This window comes from Pseudomonas paracarnis (assembly GCF_904063055.1).
Lineage (GTDB): Bacteria > Pseudomonadota > Gammaproteobacteria > Pseudomonadales > Pseudomonadaceae > Aquipseudomonas > Aquipseudomonas paracarnis.
In genome coordinates this window covers 334,185-351,053 of the sequence record NZ_CAJFCN010000003.1, presented here as the reverse complement: position 1 = coordinate 351,053, position 16,869 = coordinate 334,185, and the positions used below count along the sequence as shown (strand labels likewise).

Sequence of the window (16,869 nt, the reverse complement as noted above, 5' to 3'; positions counted from 1 at the left end):
GGCGGCCGTACCCTACTTGGTAGGGGTGACCCTTTTGCGTAATTCGCTGCAAGGAAAAACAATTAATATGGCGAAGTCCCATGGGGTGGCGCCCTTATTCAGGGCGTTGGGTGAATACAAGAGTATTTTGATCAGCGTTGGCTGTTTCACGGCATTGATTAACCTATTAATGCTGGTGCCCTCGATTTACATGCTGCAAGTGTATGACCGGGTGTTGTCCTCCCAGAATGAAACCACCCTGGTGATGTTGACGCTGATGGTCGTGGGCTTCTTTGCGTTTATCGGCCTGCTGGAAGTGGTGCGCAGCTTTATCGTGATCCGCATTGGCAGCCAGTTGGAGCGACGTTTCAACTTGCGCGTGTACAAAGCCGCGTTCGAACGCAACCTGCAGCGCGGCCAAGGGCACGCCGGGCAATCCTTGGGCGACCTGACCGCTCTGCGCCAATTCATCACGGGGCCAGCGCTGTTCGCGTTTTTCGATGCGCCCTGGTTCCCGATCTACCTGTTCGTGATTTTCCTGTTCAATGTGTGGCTCGGCGTGCTGGCCACGGCCGGCGCGGTGCTGTTGATTGGCCTGGCGTGCCTTAACGAATACCTGACCAAAAAGCCATTGGGCGAGGCCAGCGGTTATTCGCAGCAGTCCACCCAACTGGCCACCAGCCATTTGCACAACGCCGAAACCATCCAGGCCATGGGCATGCTCGGTGCGCTGCGCCAACGCTGGTTTGGCGTGCATTCGCAGTTCCTGGGCTTGCAGAACCAGGCCAGCGACACCGGTTCGATCATCACCTCCTTAAGCAAATCCTTGCGCCTGTGCCTGCAATCTTTGGTGCTGGGCCTGGGCGCCTACCTGGTGATCAAGGGCGACATGACCGCCGGGATGATGATCGCAGGCTCCATCTTGATGGGCCGCGTACTCAGCCCCATCGACCAACTGATTGCAGTGTGGAAGCAATGGAGTTCGGCCAAGCTGGCCTATCAGCGCCTCGACGAACTGCTGCGCGAATTCCCGCCAGAGGTCGAGCACATGGCCTTGCCTGCGCCCAACGGCCAAGTCAGTTTCGAGCAGGTCAGCGCCGGCCCGCCGGGGCGGCGCATGGCGACCCTGCATCAGGTCAGCTTTAACCTGGCTGCCGGTGAAGTGCTAGGCGTGCTCGGCGCGTCGGGCTCCGGCAAGTCCACCCTGGCTCGCGTGCTGGTGGGCGTGTGGCCAACCCTGGCCGGTACCGTACGCCTGGACGGCGCGGATATTCACCGCTGGAACCGCGACGACCTCGGCCCGCATATCGGCTATTTGCCCCAGGACATCGAGCTGTTCAGTGGCAGCATCGCCGACAACATCGCGCGCTTTCGCGAAGCCGACCCGGAACTGGTGGTCAAGGCCGCGCAACAGGCCGGCGTGCATGAACTGATCCTGCGCCTGCCCCAAGGCTACGACACCGTGCTGGGCGACAACGGCGGTGGCTTGTCCGGCGGCCAGAAACAACGCGTGGCCCTGGCCCGCGCCCTGTACGGCGGGCCGCGCCTGATCGTGCTGGACGAACCCAACTCCAACCTCGACACCGTCGGCGAAGCCGCATTGGCCAGCGCCATCATGCAGATGAAAGCCCAGGGCAGCAGCGTGGTGCTGGTCACCCATCGTTCCTCGGCATTGGCCCAGGCCGATAAGTTGCTAGTGCTCGGCGAAGGCCAACTGCAAGCGTTCGGGCCCAGTCAGGAGGTGCTGCGGGCGTTGTCCGGGCAGCAGGAAGCGCCGAAAGAAAAAACCGGTGTCAGCTTCAGCCGTCACTACCAGGCCGGAAGGAATCCAGGCGCATGAGCAGCCTTACTGTTGAACCTCAAATCAAAGAACGCGATGCCGGCTTTTTCGTAAAAATGGGCTGGGTGATGACCATTGTCGGTGCCGGTGGGTTTTTCCTCTGGGCCAGCCTCGCACCGTTGGACCAAGGCATTCCGGTCCAAGGCACCGTGGTGGTGTCTGGCAAGCGCAAGGCGGTACAAACCTTCAGCCCCGGCGTGGTCAGCCGCATCCTGGTGAAAGAGGGCGAGTTGGTCAAGCAAGGCCAGCCGCTGTTTCGTCTCGACCAGACCCAGAACCAGGCCGATGTGCAATCGCTGCAAGCCCAGTACCGCATGGCCTGGGCCAGCGTGGCGCGCTGGCAGAGCGAGCGTGACAACCTCTCCAGCATCACCTTTCCTGCAGAACTGAGTGCCAACCCCGATCCGGCCTTGATGCTGGTGCTAGAAGGTCAGCGCCAACTGTTCAGCAGCCGTCGCGACGCGTTTGCCCGTGAACAAGCCGGGATCCGCGCCAGCATCGAGGGCGCCAACTCTCAGCTAAGTGGTATGCGCCGTGCCCGCAGTGACTTGACCGCCCAGGCCCAATCTCTGCGCGCGCAACTGAGCAACCTGCAACCCTTGGCCGACAACGGCTACATCCCGCGCAACCGCCTGATGGACTACCAGCGCCAGTTATCCCAGGTGCAGCAGGACCTGGCGCAAAACGCCGGTGAAAGCGGCCGGATAGAGCAGGGCATTGTTGAGTCGCGGCTCAAATTGCAGCAGCACAGCGAGGAATATCAAAAAGAGGTGCGCAGCCAATTGGCCGACGCGCAACTGCGCAGCCTGACCCTTGAACAGCAACTGACCTCCGCCGGCTTCAACCTGCAACACAGCGAGATCAACGCGCCGGCCGATGGCATCGCGGTCAACCTCAGCGTGCACACCGAAGGCGCCGTGGTGCGTGCCGGTGAAACCCTGTTGGAGATCGTGCCCCAGGGCACACGCCTGGAAGTGGAAGGGCACCTGCCGGTGCATTTGGTGGACAAGGTCGGCACACACTTGCCTGTCGACATCCTCTTCACCGCCTTCAACCAAAGCCGCACGCCACGGGTGCCGGGCGAAGTCAGCCTGATCTCCGCCGACCAGATGCTCGATGAAAAGACCGGTGCGCCGTACTACGTGCTGCGCACCAGCGTCAGCGAGGCGGCGATGGAAAAACTCAACGGCCTGGTGATCAAGCCCGGCATGCCCGCCGAGATGTTCGTGCGCACCGGCGAGCGTTCACTGCTCAACTATCTGTTCAAGCCGCTGCTGGACCGCGCCGGCTCTGCGTTGACTGAGGAATGAGCATGAAGCCAGTGTTCATTTCGCTGTTGCTGGTGTGTGGCAGTGCCCAGGCCGCGATGGGGCCCTTCGATGTGTACGAGCAGGCGCTGCGCAACGACCCGGTGTTCCTCGGCGCCATCAAGGAGCGCGACGCCGGCCTGGAAAACCGCACCATTGGCCGTGCCGGCTTGCTGCCGCGGCTGTCCTACAACTACAACAAGGGCCGCAACAATTCCGAAGCGCACCTGCCCGACGGGCGCGGCGGTAGTTACCGCGACGACCGTAACTACAACAGCTATGGCTCGACCTTCAGCCTGCAACAGCCGTTGTTCGACTACGAAGCCTATGCCAACTACCGCAAGGGCGTGGCCCAGGCGCTGTTCGCCGATGAAAGCTTTCGCGACAAGAGCCAGGCGTTGCTGGTGCGGGTGTTGAGCTATTACACCCAGGCGCTGTTTGCCCAGGACCAGATCGACATCGCCAGGGCCAAGAAGAAGGCGTTCGAACAACAGTTCCAGCAGAACCGGCATTTGTTCCAGCAAGGCGAGGGCACCCGCACCGATATCCTTGAAGCTGAGTCGCGCTACGAGTTGGCCACCGCCGAAGAGATCCAGGCCCTGGATGAGCAGGACGCCTCGCTCCGGGAGTTGGGCGCATTGATCGGTGTGCAAAGCGTCAACATCAACGACCTGGCACCGCTGAACCAGAGCTTTGCCGCGTTCACCCTGACCCCGGCCAACTACGACACCTGGCATGAGTTGGCGCTGACCAACAACCCTGTGCTGGCTTCGCAGCGCCAGTCCCTGGAAGTGGCGCGCTATGAAGTGGAACGCAACCGTGCCGGGCATTTGCCCAGAATCACCGCGTATGCCACCTCGCGCAAGCAGGAGTCCGACAGCGGCAACACCTATAACCAGCGCTACGACACCAACACCATCGGCGTCGAAGTGAGCATGCCGCTGTATGCCGGTGGCGGTATCTCGGCCTCCACCCGCCAGGCCAGCCGCGCGATGGAGCAGGCGGAGTACGAGTTGGAAGGCAAGACCCGGGAAACCCTGATCGAATTGCGTCGCCAGTTCAGTGCGTGCCTGTCGGGCGTGAGTAAGTTGCGCGCCTATCAGAAAGCGCTGGCATCCGCCGAGGCGCTGGTGGTGTCGACCAAGCAGAGCATTCTCGGCGGCGAGCGCGTCAACCTCGATGCCTTGAACGCCGAACAGCAGCTGTACAGCACCCGCCGCGACCTGGCCCAGGCGCGTTATGACTACTTGATGGCCTGGACCAAATTGCACTACTACGCGGGCAACTTGCGTGACACCGACTTGGCCAAAGTGGACGAAGCCTTCGGCCCGGATGGAAAACTGTAGGAGCGAGCTTGCTCGCGAAAAACGTCAACGATGACGTGGACATCCTGGCTACACGCGGTGCCAGTGAGTTCTTCGCGAGCAAGCTCGCTCCTACAGGGGGAATAACAATAAAAGGGAGTGTGCACATGATCACCGATTCACCACGTTTCAAACCCTTCACCGCAGGTTCCTTGCTCTTGCTGTCCGTTGCGGCACAGGCGCAATACACCGAGACCGGCCAACCGGGTAACCCCGCCAGTTGGCGCTCCGCCGAGTACCAGAGCGACTGGGGACTGGGCCGCATGAAGGCCGATGAAGCCTACGCCGCCGGGATCAGCGGCCAAGGCGTGAAAATCGGTGCGCTGGACTCAGGGTTCGATACCAATCACCCGGAAGCTTCCAAAGACCGTTTCCACCCGGTCACCGCCACGGGCACCTATGTCGATGGCAGCGCCTTCAGCACCACGGGCGCGCTCAACCCGAACAATGATTCCCACGGCACCCACGTCACCGGCACCATGGGCGCCGCCCGCGACGGCGTGGGTATGCATGGCGTTGCTTACAACGCGCAGGTCTATGTGGGCAACACCAACGCCAACGACAGCTTCCTGTTCGGCCCCACGCCAGACCCCAAATACTTCAAGACCGTGTACACCGCACTGGTGGATTCCGGCGTGCGCGCCATCAACAACAGCTGGGGCAGCCAGCCCAAGGACGTCAGCTACCAGACCTTGGACAATATGCACGCGGCGTACGCCCAGCATTACAACCGTGGCACCTGGCTGGACGCGGCCGCGGACGTGGCCAAGGCCGGTGTGATCAACGTGTTCAGCGCCGGCAACAGCGGCTATGCCAACGCCAGCGTGCGCTCGGCCTTGCCGTATTTCCAGCCGGAACTGGAAGGCCACTGGCTGGCCGTGTCCGGGTTGGATAAGGCCAATAACCAGAAATACAACAAATGCGGCGTCGCCAAGTACTGGTGTATTTCTACCCCCGGCGCGCTGATCAACAGCACCATTCCTGACGGGGGGTATGGGGTGAAGTCCGGCACCTCGATGTCAGCGCCCCATGCCACCGGCGCGTTGGCGCTGGTGATGGAACGTTATCCCTACATGACCAACGAGCAAGCCTTGCAGGTGCTGCTGACCACCGCCACGCAGCTCGACGGCTCGATCACCCAGGCGCCCAACGCCATTGTCGGCTGGGGCGTGCCTGACCTGGGCCGGGCGATGCACGGTCCTGGGCAACTGCTCGGGCCCATGGAGGTCAACCTGGCCGCCGGGCAGGGCGATGTGTGGAGCAACGGCATCTCCGACCAGGCGCTCATCCAGCGCCAGGCCGAGGACCGCGCCGAGCACACGGCCTGGCAGCAAACCCTGATCGACAAGGGTTGGCAAAACGGCGTGGGTGCCTCTGCCAGCCAGCAGGACCAGACTGATTACGCCATCGGCAGTGCCCGCGACCAAGCGGCGGCCCAGCGTGTGTACGAGGGCAGCCTGATCAAGGCCGGTGCCGGCAGTCTGGTGCTCAGCGGCGACAGCACCTATCGCGGTGCGACCCTGGTCAACGGCGGACTGTTGGCCGTCAATGGCTCGCTGACTTCGGCAGTGACGGTCAATGACAGCGGCACCCTCGGCGGTTCCGGGCGTATCGCCGCGTTGTCGGTAAACAACGGCGGCCGTGTGGCGCCGGGCAATTCCGTGGGCACCTTGCAAGTGGCAGGGGACGTAAACCTCGGCGCCGGCTCGACCTATGCCGTGGAGCTGACGCCCACCAGCAGTGACCGCATTGTCGCCGGTGGCCAGGCGATTCTTGGCGGCGGCACCGTCACACTGGCGCTGGAAAACAGCCCGACCTTGCTCAGCCAGAGCGAGGCCCAAAGCCTGATCGGCCGGCAGTACTCGATTCTCGAGGCGGCGGGCGGCATTCAGGGCCAGTTCGGGCAAGTGCTGCCCAACTACCTGTTCCTCGGTGGCACCCTCGACTACGCCGCCAATGCCGTGCAACTGAACGTGGGTCGCAACGACGCCAGCTTCGCCAGCGTCGGCGCGACCCGCAACCAGCGCAACGTCGCGGTGGCCGCCGAGCAATTGGGCGCCGGCAACCCGGTGTATGAAAGCCTGCTGCAGTCGCAATCGGTTGCCGTGGCCCAGCAGGGCTTGCAGCAACTGTCCGGGGAAATCTACCCGGCTGTGGGTGCGATGCTGATCAACGACAGCCTGCAACTGCGTAACGCCGTGGGCGAGCGCCTGCGCCATGTGCCAGTGGCCGGTGAAAGCAACCTGTGGTTCAAAGCACTGGGCGCCTGGGGCAAGACTGATAGCCGCACTGAAACGGCGGGGTCCACCACCTCCATCGGCGGCCTGTTGGCGGGTGTGGACGGCGCGCTGGATGAGCAGACCCGCGTGGGTGTGGTTGCCGGCTACAGCGACAGCTCCTTGAACATGGGCAGCGGTACCCATTCATCGGCGTCCATCGACAGCTACCACTTTGGCGCGTACGCCGGGCGCGAGCTGGGTGATTGGCGCCTGAGCGTCGGCGGTGCCTACAGCTGGCATCGCGGCGACGTGAAGCGCGACCTGCAATGGGGGGATGTCAGCGGCAAGCAAAAAACCAAGCTGGACGCGACCACGGCGCAGGTCTTCACCGAAGCCGCGTACCGCATCCGCCTGCAAGCGGTGGCCCTGGAGCCGTTCGCCAACCTGGCCTATGTGCATCTGAACAGCGAGTCCTTCCACGAAAAAGGTGATGCCGCTGCCCTGGAACGCGGCAGCGACCGGCGTGATGCGGTGCTCAGCACCCTCGGTGTGCGCGCCCTGAAAACTCTGGCACTCAATGACCACCAGCAACTGGACCTGTCCGGTTCGTTGGGCTGGCAACACAGCCTGACGGCGGTGGAGTCAGAGGAACACCTGGCGTTTGTCGCCGGCGGGCCTTCATTTGCGGTGCGCAGTGCGCCATTGCTGCGCGATGCTGCCCTGGTGGGCGTGCAGGCCAGCCTGGCGTTGAATGCGTCGACGCGGGTCAACCTGGATTACAACGGCCAGCTGGGTGGGCGCGCGAAAACCCAGGGCGTTGGCTTGAGCCTGAACTGGCAGTTCTGAAGACACCGCGAACCTGATCGTTCCCACGCTCCGCTGATCGTTCCCACGCTCCGCGTGGTAACGCCTCCTGTGACGCTCCGCGTCACGCTTTGGGACGCAGAGCGTCCGGGGCCGCATTCCCACGCGGAGCGTGGGAACGATCAGCGGCGGCGTTCTGGAGAAAGTGATTTACACACGTGCAATAAGAAAACTAAGGAAGGTCACCGTGAAAAAACGCAAGTCAGGGTTAACTACCGCCATCCACACAGGCCCGGGCTATCCGCTCAAGGCGCTGAGCTGCGTGCCATACGGCGCGTTGCTGTGTTGCCTGGCAAGCCTGGGGACCGCCCAGGCTGCACCCTATGTGGAAACCGGCAAACTGGGCGACGCCGCCAGCTGGCGCAGCAATGAGTTCAAGGCCGACTGGGGCCTGGGCGCCGTGCACGCCGACACCGCCTATGCGGCTGGCTATACCGGCAAGGGCGTCAAGCTGGGGATCTTCGACCAGCCGGTGTACGCCCAGCACCCGGAGTTTGCCAGCCCCGACAAGGTGGTGACGATTGTCACCGAGGGCATTCGCCAATACACCGACCCGTATATCCCAGTGAAGGCCGGCGACGCGTTCCGCTACGACGGCACGCCGTCCAAGGACTCCAACGGCAAGCTGGGTAACCACGGCACCCATGTCGGCGGCATTGCGGCCGGTAACCGCGATGGCGGGCCGATGCACGGCGTGGCATTCAACGCACAAATCCTCACCGCCGAAAACGGTGACCCGGGCCCGGAAGACGGGATCATCCTCGGCAACGACGGCGCCGTGTACAAGGCCGGCTGGGATGGGCTGGTCGCCAGTGGCGCGCGTATCATCAACAACAGCTGGGGCATCGGCATCGGTGATCAGTACGCCAAGGGCGGCCGCGATCCGGCGTTCCCCAATTTCACCGTCAACGAAGCCCAGGCGCAGTTCAATACCATCAGGCCGATCCTTGGCACCCTAGCAGGTGGCGCGTACCAAGGCGCCATCGACGCGGCCCGCAGCGGTGTGCTGACCATCTTTGCTGCAGGCAATGACTACAACCTCAACAACCCGGATGCGATTTCCGGCCTTGCGTATTTTGTGCCAGAGATCGCGCCTAACTGGCTGTCCGTCGCGGCCCTCCAGCAGAACCCGAATACCGCAAGCCCCGATCCGTATGTGATCAGTACTTTCTCCTCGCGTTGTGGCTATGCGGCGAGCTTTTGCGTGTCGGCACCCGGCACCAAGATCTACAGTTCGATCATCAACGGTACCGACCTGAGCAACCTCACCACCGACTGGGCCAACAAAAATGGCACCTCCATGGCCGCACCTCACGTGGCAGGCGCCGCAGCGGTGCTGATGGAGCGCTTCCAATACATGAGCGGCGACCAGATCTCCACCGTGCTCAAGACCACCGCCACCGACCTCGGCGCGCCGGGCATCGATTCGCTGTATGGCTGGGGCATGATCAACCTGGGCAAGGCGGTCAACGGCCCCGGGATGTTTATCACCGCTGAGGATATCCCGGCCGAGTTCCGTATCGACGGCGCCTACGGCAGCGGCCAGTTCGTCGCGGACCTGCCGGGTGTCGGCGCGGTGGTGGATGCCGGCAAACCCACCCAGCGTGTGTGCGATGACCTGCACTGCGGGCGGGATGTGTGGAGCAACGACATCTCGGGCCATGGCGGCCTGACCAAGCAAGGCATCGGTACCTTGGTGCTCACCGGCGCCAATACTTACAGCGGGCCGACGCTGGTCAACCAGGGCTTGCTGGCAATCAACGGTTCGGTCACCTCCGACGTTACCGTCAGCCAGAGCGGTGTGGTCGGTGGTTCGGGGCGTATCGGTTCGCTGAGCGCGAAAAGCGGCGGCACCGTGGCGCCGGGCAATTCCATCGGCACCTTGAACGTGGCGGGCAACGTCAACTTTGAACCGGGTTCGACCTACGCGGTAGAACTGTCGCCCACCAGCAGCGATCGCATCGTCGCCGGCGGCACGGCCACCCTCAACGGCGGCACCGTGACTCTTGCCCTGGAAAACAGCCCGACCTTGCTGAGCGCCACCCAGGCCCAAAGCCTGATCGGCCGTCAGTACAACATCCTGCAAGCGGCAGGCGGCGTCACCGGTAGCTTCGCGGCAGTGGTGCCCAATTACCTGTTTGTCGGCGGCACCTTGAACTACGCCGCCAACGGTGTGCAGCTGGATGTGGCACGCACTAACAGCTTCGCCAGCGTGGCGGCTACGCCGAACCAGCGCGCCGTGGCCGCCGCCGCCGAGCAATTGGGCGCAGGCAATGGCGTGTATGAAAGCTTGCTGCTGGCACCCACCGCCGCTTCGGCTCAAGGCGCGTTCCAGCAACTGAGCGGGGAGGTATACCCGGCGCTGGAAACCGCACTGGTCAATGACAGCCGCTACGTACGCGAAGCGGTGGGCGAACGCCTGCGCAATGGCGAGATGGGCGCTACCAGCCAAGCCATCGACAGCCGTGGCAACGTGTGGGTCAAGGCACTGGGTGCATGGGGCAAGACCGACAGCCGCAACGACACGGCGGGCTACACCACCTCTATCGGCGGCATGCTCGCCGGTGTGGACGGCGCCCTCGATGAGGCCACACGCATCGGCCTGGTGGCCGGCTACAGCGACACGTCGCTGAACATGGGCAGCGGCACCCACAGCCGCGCCTCGGTCGACAGCTATCATTTCGGCGCCTATGCCGGGCATGAAATCGGCGCCTGGCGCCTGAGTGGCGGCGCGACCTACAGCTGGCACCGCGCCGATGTCAAACGCGACCTGCAATACGGCGACGTCAGCGGCAAGCAAAAAGCCAAGGTCGATGCCCACAGCACCCAGGTATTCACGGAGGCGGCGTACCGTATCAACCTGCAACCGCTGGCCCTGGAGCCGTTCGCCAATCTGGCCTACGTGCACCTGGACACTGACAGCTTCAAAGAGAAGGGCGACGCCGCCGCGCTGAGAAGTGGCGACGACAGCCGTGACCTGGTGCTCAGCACCCTGGGTATGCGTGCCTTGAAGACCTTCAATATCAACGACCATCAGCAACTGGAAGTCTCCGGCACCCTGGGCTGGCAGCACAACCTGAGCAGCACCGATTCGGAGCAGCACCTGGCGTTTGCCTCGGGCGGCCCGTCGTTCACGGTGGAAAGTGCGCCAATGGTGCGCGATGCCGCGTTGGTCGGAGCACGGGTCAGCCTGGCATTGAGCAAGGATGCGCGGGTGAACTTCGATTACAACGGCCTGCTGGCCAGCAAGGAGAAGGTGCACGGCGTCGGCTTGAGCCTGGACTGGGCGTTCTAAAGGCCAGATGCAGTGGGTTGTGGCGAGGGAGCAAGCTGCCTCGCCACACAAGCTCGCTCCTACAGGTGGTAACGGATAACAGGTGTTTTGGCTTTCTCTACAAATCCAACAACAGAGAGGCACTACCAATGGGTATCTTTGACTATAAAAACCTCGGTACCGAGGACTCCAAGGCGTTGTTCGCCGATGCCATGGCGATCACGCTGTATTCCTACCACAACCTGGATAACGGCTTTGCCGTCGGTTACCAGAACAACGGCCTCGGGCTGGGCTTGCCTGCCACCCTGGTCAGCGCGCTGATTGGCGGCAGCAATGCCCAAGGGGTCATCCCCGGCATCCCCTGGAACCCCGACTCGGAAAAAGCCGCCCTGGAGGCGGTGCAAGCAGCCGGCTGGAAGCCTATCAGCGCCAGTACCCTGGGCTACAGCGGCAAGGTTGATGAACGCGGCACCTTCTTTGGCGAAAAATTCGGCTACGGCACGGCGCAGGCCGAGGTGCTGGGCAAGTACGATGACGCGGGCAAGCTGCTGGAGCTCGGCATCAGTTTTCGCGGCACTTCGGGGCCTCGGGAAAGTGTGATCACCGACTCCATCGGCGATGTGATCAGCGACCTGCTCGCCGCCTTCGGGCCCAAGGACTATGCCAAGAACTACGCGGGCGAAGCCTTTGGCGGCTTGCTCAAAAACGTGGCGGACTACGCCAGTGCCCAGGGCTTGGGCGGCAATGACGTGGTGGTCAGCGGCCACAGCCTTGGGGGCCTCGCGGTCAACAGCATGGCCGACTTGAGCGACAACAGCTGGTCGGGGTTCTATAAGGACTCCAACTACGTGGCCTACGCATCGCCGACCCAGAGCGCCGGCGACAAGGTGCTTAACGTCGGCTATGAAAACGACCCGGTGTTCCGCGCCCTGGATGGCTCGTCATTCAACCTGTCGTCCCTGGGCGTGCACGACAAGCCCCACGAGTCGAGCACCGACAACATCGTCAGCTTCAACGACCACTACGCTTCATCCCTGTGGAACCTGCTGCCATTTTCCATCCTCAACCTGCCCACCTGGGTCTCGCACTTGCCCACCGGTTACGGCGACGGCATGACCCGCATCCTCGACTCGGGCTTCTACGAACAGATGACCCGCGACTCGACGGTGATCGTCGCCAGCCTGTCCGATCCGGCACGGGCCACCACCTGGGTGCAAGACCTCAACCGCAATGCCGAGGCGCACAAGGGCAATACCTTCATCATTGGCAGTGACGGCGACGACTTGATCAAAGGCGGCAGGGGCGCGGACTTTATCGAAGGTGGCAAGGGCAATGACACCATCCGTGACAGCAGCGGGCATAACACGTTTTTGTTTAGCGGGCAGTTTGGCAATGACCGGGTGATTGGCTACCAGACGACGGACAAGCTGGTGTTCAACGACGTGGCGGGCAGCACCGATTACCGCGACCACGTCAAGGTGGTGGGCGCGGATACCGTCATTAGCTTTGGTACGGATTCGGTGACGCTGGTGGGTGTGAGCAGTCTGTCGGGGGAGGGGATAGTCATCAGCTAACGTATTCGGTGTGGGAGCTGGCTTGCCTGCGATGGCGGCGGTCAAGACAGCCATGCGGTGACTGACAAATCGCTATCGCAGGCAAGCCAGCTCCCACATTTGATGGGGTGTTGCTAGAAGATCACTTTTCCTTACGCACCGTGGCCACATCATCGGCCTTGATACGAATACGCTTGCCGGCAATATCGGTGAACTCGTAGAAGCCGTCGGCGGTCTTGGCGTTGGGCGTGTCCTTGGTCAAATACTGCGTGCCGTTCTGCAAGGTCACCACGGTTTGCGTGGAGCAACCGGCCAATACCAGAAAAGTGAGTGCAACCAGTGGCAGACCCAAATTCTTCATGTTCATAACCCTTACCTTTAACCCTGAAAAGTCCCGCAGCGTCTGGCTGCGCGGCCATAAATATTACTTGATCAACCCCCTCATCAGATTGTTTTTTTGCAAAAAGTTGCAGGCGCCATTTATCTATTACTGATTGCAACAACCGCTTTGCCCCGGCACTCTGTATGCATAACCAGTATTTGATTGCTCTGCGCCATGGCCAACCCCCTCGAAGACCCCTTGTATTACCTGCATAACTTCCGCCAAGTGCTGGTTTGGTTGGGGCAGCGCTATGCCGATTTGCTCGATGCGCACGAACAGCATTTCATTCAGCAATTTGACAGGTTGCCTCTGGCGTCCCAGGCGTTGTTGGTGCGGATGGTGATGCGCAAGGGCGTGCATTTTCGCGCCACCAAGCTCCATTACCTGGAAATCGGTTGCCCTCATGCGGCGGCGGGGCCACTGCGTGAGTTGGGGTGGGTGGAGGATCAAAGCCCGCTGCCGTTTGCCACCCTGTTCGCCCTGCTGCAAAAAAGTGAATTGCTCGGCGCCTTCAGGCCCTGGATCGACCAACCCAAGGGCAACAAGGCCGACTGGCTTGAACCCTTGGCGGCGCAATTTACCGAACCGCGCAGCTTTACCCAGTGGTGTCCCGACGTGGACGATGTGCTGTATAGCCTGACAGTGATGGAGTTGTGTGATCGCCTGCGCCTGATGTTCTTCGGCAACCTGCACCAGGACTGGTCGGAATTCGTGTTGGCAGATCTGGGCATCTATACCTATGAAAAAGTCGAGTTCTGCGCCGAGTCTCGTGGTTTACGCAGCCGTGACGACGTGCATGGGTTTTTATTCCTGCACCAGTGCCAGCAAGCCTTTGAAGCCGGTGAGGCACTGGATACGGTGTTGGCGCAGGTCGCCACGTTGTGTACCGACAACCCGTGGCTGGAAAAGCGTCGTGCCAAGCTGCTGTTCCAGATCGGCCAGTATTGCGAACGGTGCGCCGAGCTGGCACTGGCCGAACAGATCTACCGCAATTGCACTCATCCCGGCGCGCGAGCGCGGCTGATCCGCGTACTGGAACGTCAGGAGGATTACGCCCAAGCCATGGCCCTGGCGACCGAGGCGCAACAGGCGCCACACAGCGCAGCGGAACACCAACACCTGCTTCGCGTAGTGCCGCGCCTGCGGCGCAAACTCGGCGGGCCGGCGCTGCCCAGGGCCAAGCCCCAAGCGGTGGCACGCCTGGACCTTTCGCTGGTGCAGGAACCGCTGCTGTCGGTGGAATCCTGTGTGCTGGCGCACTTGAGCGAACCGGATGCACCGGTGCATTACGTCGAGAATGGCCTGATCAATTCGCTGTTTGGCTTGCTGTGCTGGGAGGCGATTTTTGCGCCGCTGCCGGGGGCGTTCTTCCACCCGTTCCAGCGCGGGCCGGCGGACCTGCACAGCGAGGACTTTTATCAACGCCGAGAAGCCTTGTTTGCCGCGTGCTTTGCGCAATTGAAGGACGGTCGCTACAAGGCAAGCATCCGCCAACGCTACGTGGATAAATGGGGCATCCAGTCGCCCTTTGTGTTCTGGAACCTGCTGAGCGAAGACCTGCTGGAGCAAGCCCTGGCCTGCCTGCCCGCCGAGCATTTGCGCCATTGGTTCACGCGCCTGTTGCAGGATATCCGTGCCAACCGGGCCGGGATGCCGGACCTCATCCAGTTCTGGCCGGCGCAAAACACCTATCGCATGATCGAGGTCAAGGGGCCCGGCGACCGCCTGCAAGACAACCAGTTGCGTTGGCTGGCGTTCTGCGGCGAGTACCAGATGCCGGTCACCGTCTGCTACGTGCGTTGGGCGGAGCAACCCGCTTGAGTTACAGCGTGGCCGTGCGGGCGCTGTGTGAGTTCACGGCCAAGGTCGGTGACCTCGACCTGCGCTTTACGCCGTCGCCCAGCGCCCAGGAAGGCATCGTCGGCCATCGCACGGTGGCATCCCGGCGCAGCGCGCACTATCAGCACGAGGTCACCCTGGAGGGCGATTACCAGCAGCTCAAGGTGCGGGGCAGGGCGGACGGCTACGACCCGGACGCCAACCGCCTGGAAGAAGTCAAAACCTACCGTGGCGACCTCGCTGCCCAGCCCGCCAACCATCGGCAACTGCACTGGGCCCAGGTCAAGGTGTATGGCTGGCTGATGTGCCAGAAACTCGGGCTCGATCATATCGACCTGGCGCTGGTGTACTTCGACATCGTCGGCGAAGGCGAAACCGTGCTGAACCAGCGGTTCGATGCACCCGACCTTGAGCAGTTCTTCAATCAGCAATGCGCGCTGTTCCTGGACTGGGCCCGGCAGGAGATGCAGCACCGTGCGGCACGCAACGCTGGCGCGCAGAGCCTGGCGTTTCCCCATGTCGACTTCCGTACCGGGCAGCGCGACTTGGCCGAGTCGGTCTACAAAGCGGTGACTACGGGCCGGTGCCTGATGGCCCAGGCGCCCACGGGTATTGGCAAGACCATCGGCACCATCTTCCCGCTGCTCAAGGCCCTGGCGCCGCAGCAACTGGACAAGCTGTTCTTCCTCACCGCCAAGACGCCCGGGCGCAAGCTGGCGCTGGATGCCGCCCAGGTGCTGTACGACAGCAGCCCCGAGCTGTCACTGCGTGTGCTTGAACTGGTGGCCCGGGACAAGGCGTGCGAACACTTGGACAAAGCCTGCCACGGCGATTCCTGCCCATTGGCCAAGGGCTTTTACGACCGCCTGCCTGCCGCCCGCCAGGCCGCGTCCAAGGTGCGCCTGCTCGATCAAAAAAGTCTGCGCCACGTGGCGCTGGCCCATCAGGTATGCCCGTACTACCTGAGCCAGGAAATGGCGCGCTGGAGCGACCTGATCGTCGCCGACTACAACTATTACTTCGACTTTGGCGCCATGCTGTTCGGCCTGGCCCAGCTCAACCAGTGGCGTGTCGCGGTGCTGGTGGACGAGGCGCACAACCTGGTCGAACGCGCGCGCTCGATGTACAGCGCCAGCCTGGACCAGTACAGTCTCAAGACCTTGCGCGATAACGCGCCCGAGCCCCTGAACAAACCCTTGCAGCGCTTGAACCGTGAGTGGAATGCCTTGCACAAGGACCAACTCGCACCGTATCAGGCGTACGCCGCCAAACCTGACAAACTGCTCCAGGCCCTGAGCCTGTGCACCAGCGCCATGGGCGACTACTTCAACGACCACCCCGAAGCCCTCAGCGGTGACCTGCAAGCCTTCTACTTCGACGCGCTGCAATGGGCCAAAGTGGCCGAGCTGTTCAATGAGCACTTTATCTTCGATATCACCAAGCGCTCGTTCAGCGGCAAGCGCAATAGCTCGACTCTGTGCCTGCGCAACGTGGTGCCGGCCGAGTTCATCCGGCCCAGGCTGACCGCCGCGCGCAGCAGTGTGCTGTTTTCCGCGACCTTGAGCCCGCGCCATTATTACGCGGACTTGCTGGGCCTGCCGGCGGATACCGCCTGGGTTGATGTGGCATCACCGTTCAAGGCCGAGCAATTGCAGGTCAGCATCGTTGACCGCATCTCTACGCGGTTTGTGCATCGCCAGGCGTCGCTGGAACCTATCGTGGAACTGCTCGCGCGGCAATTCGCTGCGCAACCGGGTAACTACCTGGCGTTTTTCTCAAGCTTCGATTACCTGCAACAGGTGGCCCAGTTAATGGCCGAACGGCACCCGCAGATTGCGTTGTGGTTGCAGGCGCGGGGCATGGCCGAGGCCGAGCGCCAAGCCTTTTTGGAGCAGTTCACCCACCACAGCCAGGGCATTGGCTTTGCGGTGCTGGGCGGTGCGTTTGGCGAAGGTATCGACCTGCCCGGAGCGCGCCTGATCGGTGCGTTTATCGCCACCCTGGGTTTACCGCAGCTCAACCCGGTGAATGAGCAGATCAAGGCACGTATGGGCGCTGTTTTCGGCGCGGGGTATGACTACACCTACCTGTATCCCGGTATTCAGAAAGTTGTGCAGGCGGCGGGGAGGGTGATCCGCAGCCAGCAGGATCGCGGGGTGGTGATGCTGATCGATGACCGTTTTAGCGAATCGCGGGTGCAGCAGTTGTTGCCGCGTTGGTGGGCGATCAAGCCCCTGTAGGAGCGAGC

9 protein-coding genes are annotated in these 16,869 nt (G+C 62.4%); 8 read left to right on the top strand and 1 reads right to left on the bottom strand.

The features are described from left to right. Positions 1-67 precede the first annotated feature (67 nt). The 6 genes from JMV15_RS08780 to JMV15_RS08755 all read left to right on the top strand — a co-directional run bounded on the left by JMV15_RS08780 (position 68) and on the right by JMV15_RS08755 (position 12,421). Complete coding sequence (locus tag JMV15_RS08780; protein WP_014718406.1) at positions 68-1,819, top strand: type I secretion system permease/ATPase; 1,752 nt, start codon at positions 68-70, stop codon at positions 1,817-1,819. Then, positions 1,816-3,129 (top strand): HlyD family type I secretion periplasmic adaptor subunit, encoded by a 1,314-nt coding sequence (locus tag JMV15_RS08775; protein WP_014718407.1) that lies wholly within the window; start codon positions 1,816-1,818, stop codon positions 3,127-3,129. Before JMV15_RS08780 ends, JMV15_RS08775 begins: the two co-directional genes overlap by 4 nt. Before the next feature lie 2 nt (positions 3,130-3,131). Then, entirely contained in the window at positions 3,132-4,472 is a 1,341-nt protein-coding gene (locus tag JMV15_RS08770) for a TolC family outer membrane protein (protein WP_003191155.1), read from the top strand. Positions 4,473-4,597: 125 nt separating this feature from the next. Beyond that, the gene (eprS, locus tag JMV15_RS08765) at positions 4,598-7,555 is read left to right on the top strand and encodes an autotransporter serine peptidase EprS (protein ID WP_038450070.1); all 2,958 of its coding nucleotides are present in this window, start codon (positions 4,598-4,600) and stop codon (positions 7,553-7,555) included. Positions 7,556-7,760: 205 nt separating this feature from the next. Then, positions 7,761-10,868 carry an autotransporter outer membrane beta-barrel domain-containing protein gene (locus JMV15_RS08760; protein WP_038450072.1) on the top strand — a complete coding sequence of 1,036 codons (3,108 nt, stop codon included), beginning with the start codon at positions 7,761-7,763 and terminating at the stop codon, positions 10,866-10,868. Positions 10,869-10,996: 128 nt separating this feature from the next. Then, positions 10,997-12,421, top strand: coding sequence for a polyurethane esterase (locus tag JMV15_RS08755; protein WP_038450074.1), 1,425 nt, complete (start codon positions 10,997-10,999; stop codon positions 12,419-12,421). Positions 12,422-12,542: 121 nt separating this feature from the next. Here JMV15_RS08755 and JMV15_RS08750 read toward each other — a convergent pair whose 3' ends face one another. Further along, positions 12,543-12,767, bottom strand: coding sequence for a YgdI/YgdR family lipoprotein (locus JMV15_RS08750; protein ID WP_003191162.1), 225 nt, complete (start codon positions 12,765-12,767; stop codon positions 12,543-12,545). Between the two features lie 189 nt (positions 12,768-12,956). Here JMV15_RS08750 and JMV15_RS08745 point away from each other — a divergent pair, with 189 nt between their 5' ends. Together JMV15_RS08745 and JMV15_RS08740 are read left to right on the top strand one after the other, a co-directional pair. Continuing rightward, complete coding sequence (locus JMV15_RS08745) at positions 12,957-14,603, top strand: VRR-NUC domain-containing protein (protein ID WP_038450077.1); 1,647 nt, start codon at positions 12,957-12,959, stop codon at positions 14,601-14,603. Then, positions 14,600-16,861: an ATP-dependent DNA helicase gene (locus JMV15_RS08740; RefSeq protein ID WP_038450078.1), complete on the top strand. Its 2,262-nt coding sequence runs from the start codon at positions 14,600-14,602 to the stop codon at positions 16,859-16,861. The genes JMV15_RS08745 and JMV15_RS08740 overlap by 4 nt, the downstream gene beginning before the upstream one ends. Positions 16,862-16,869: the final 8 nt, after the last annotated feature.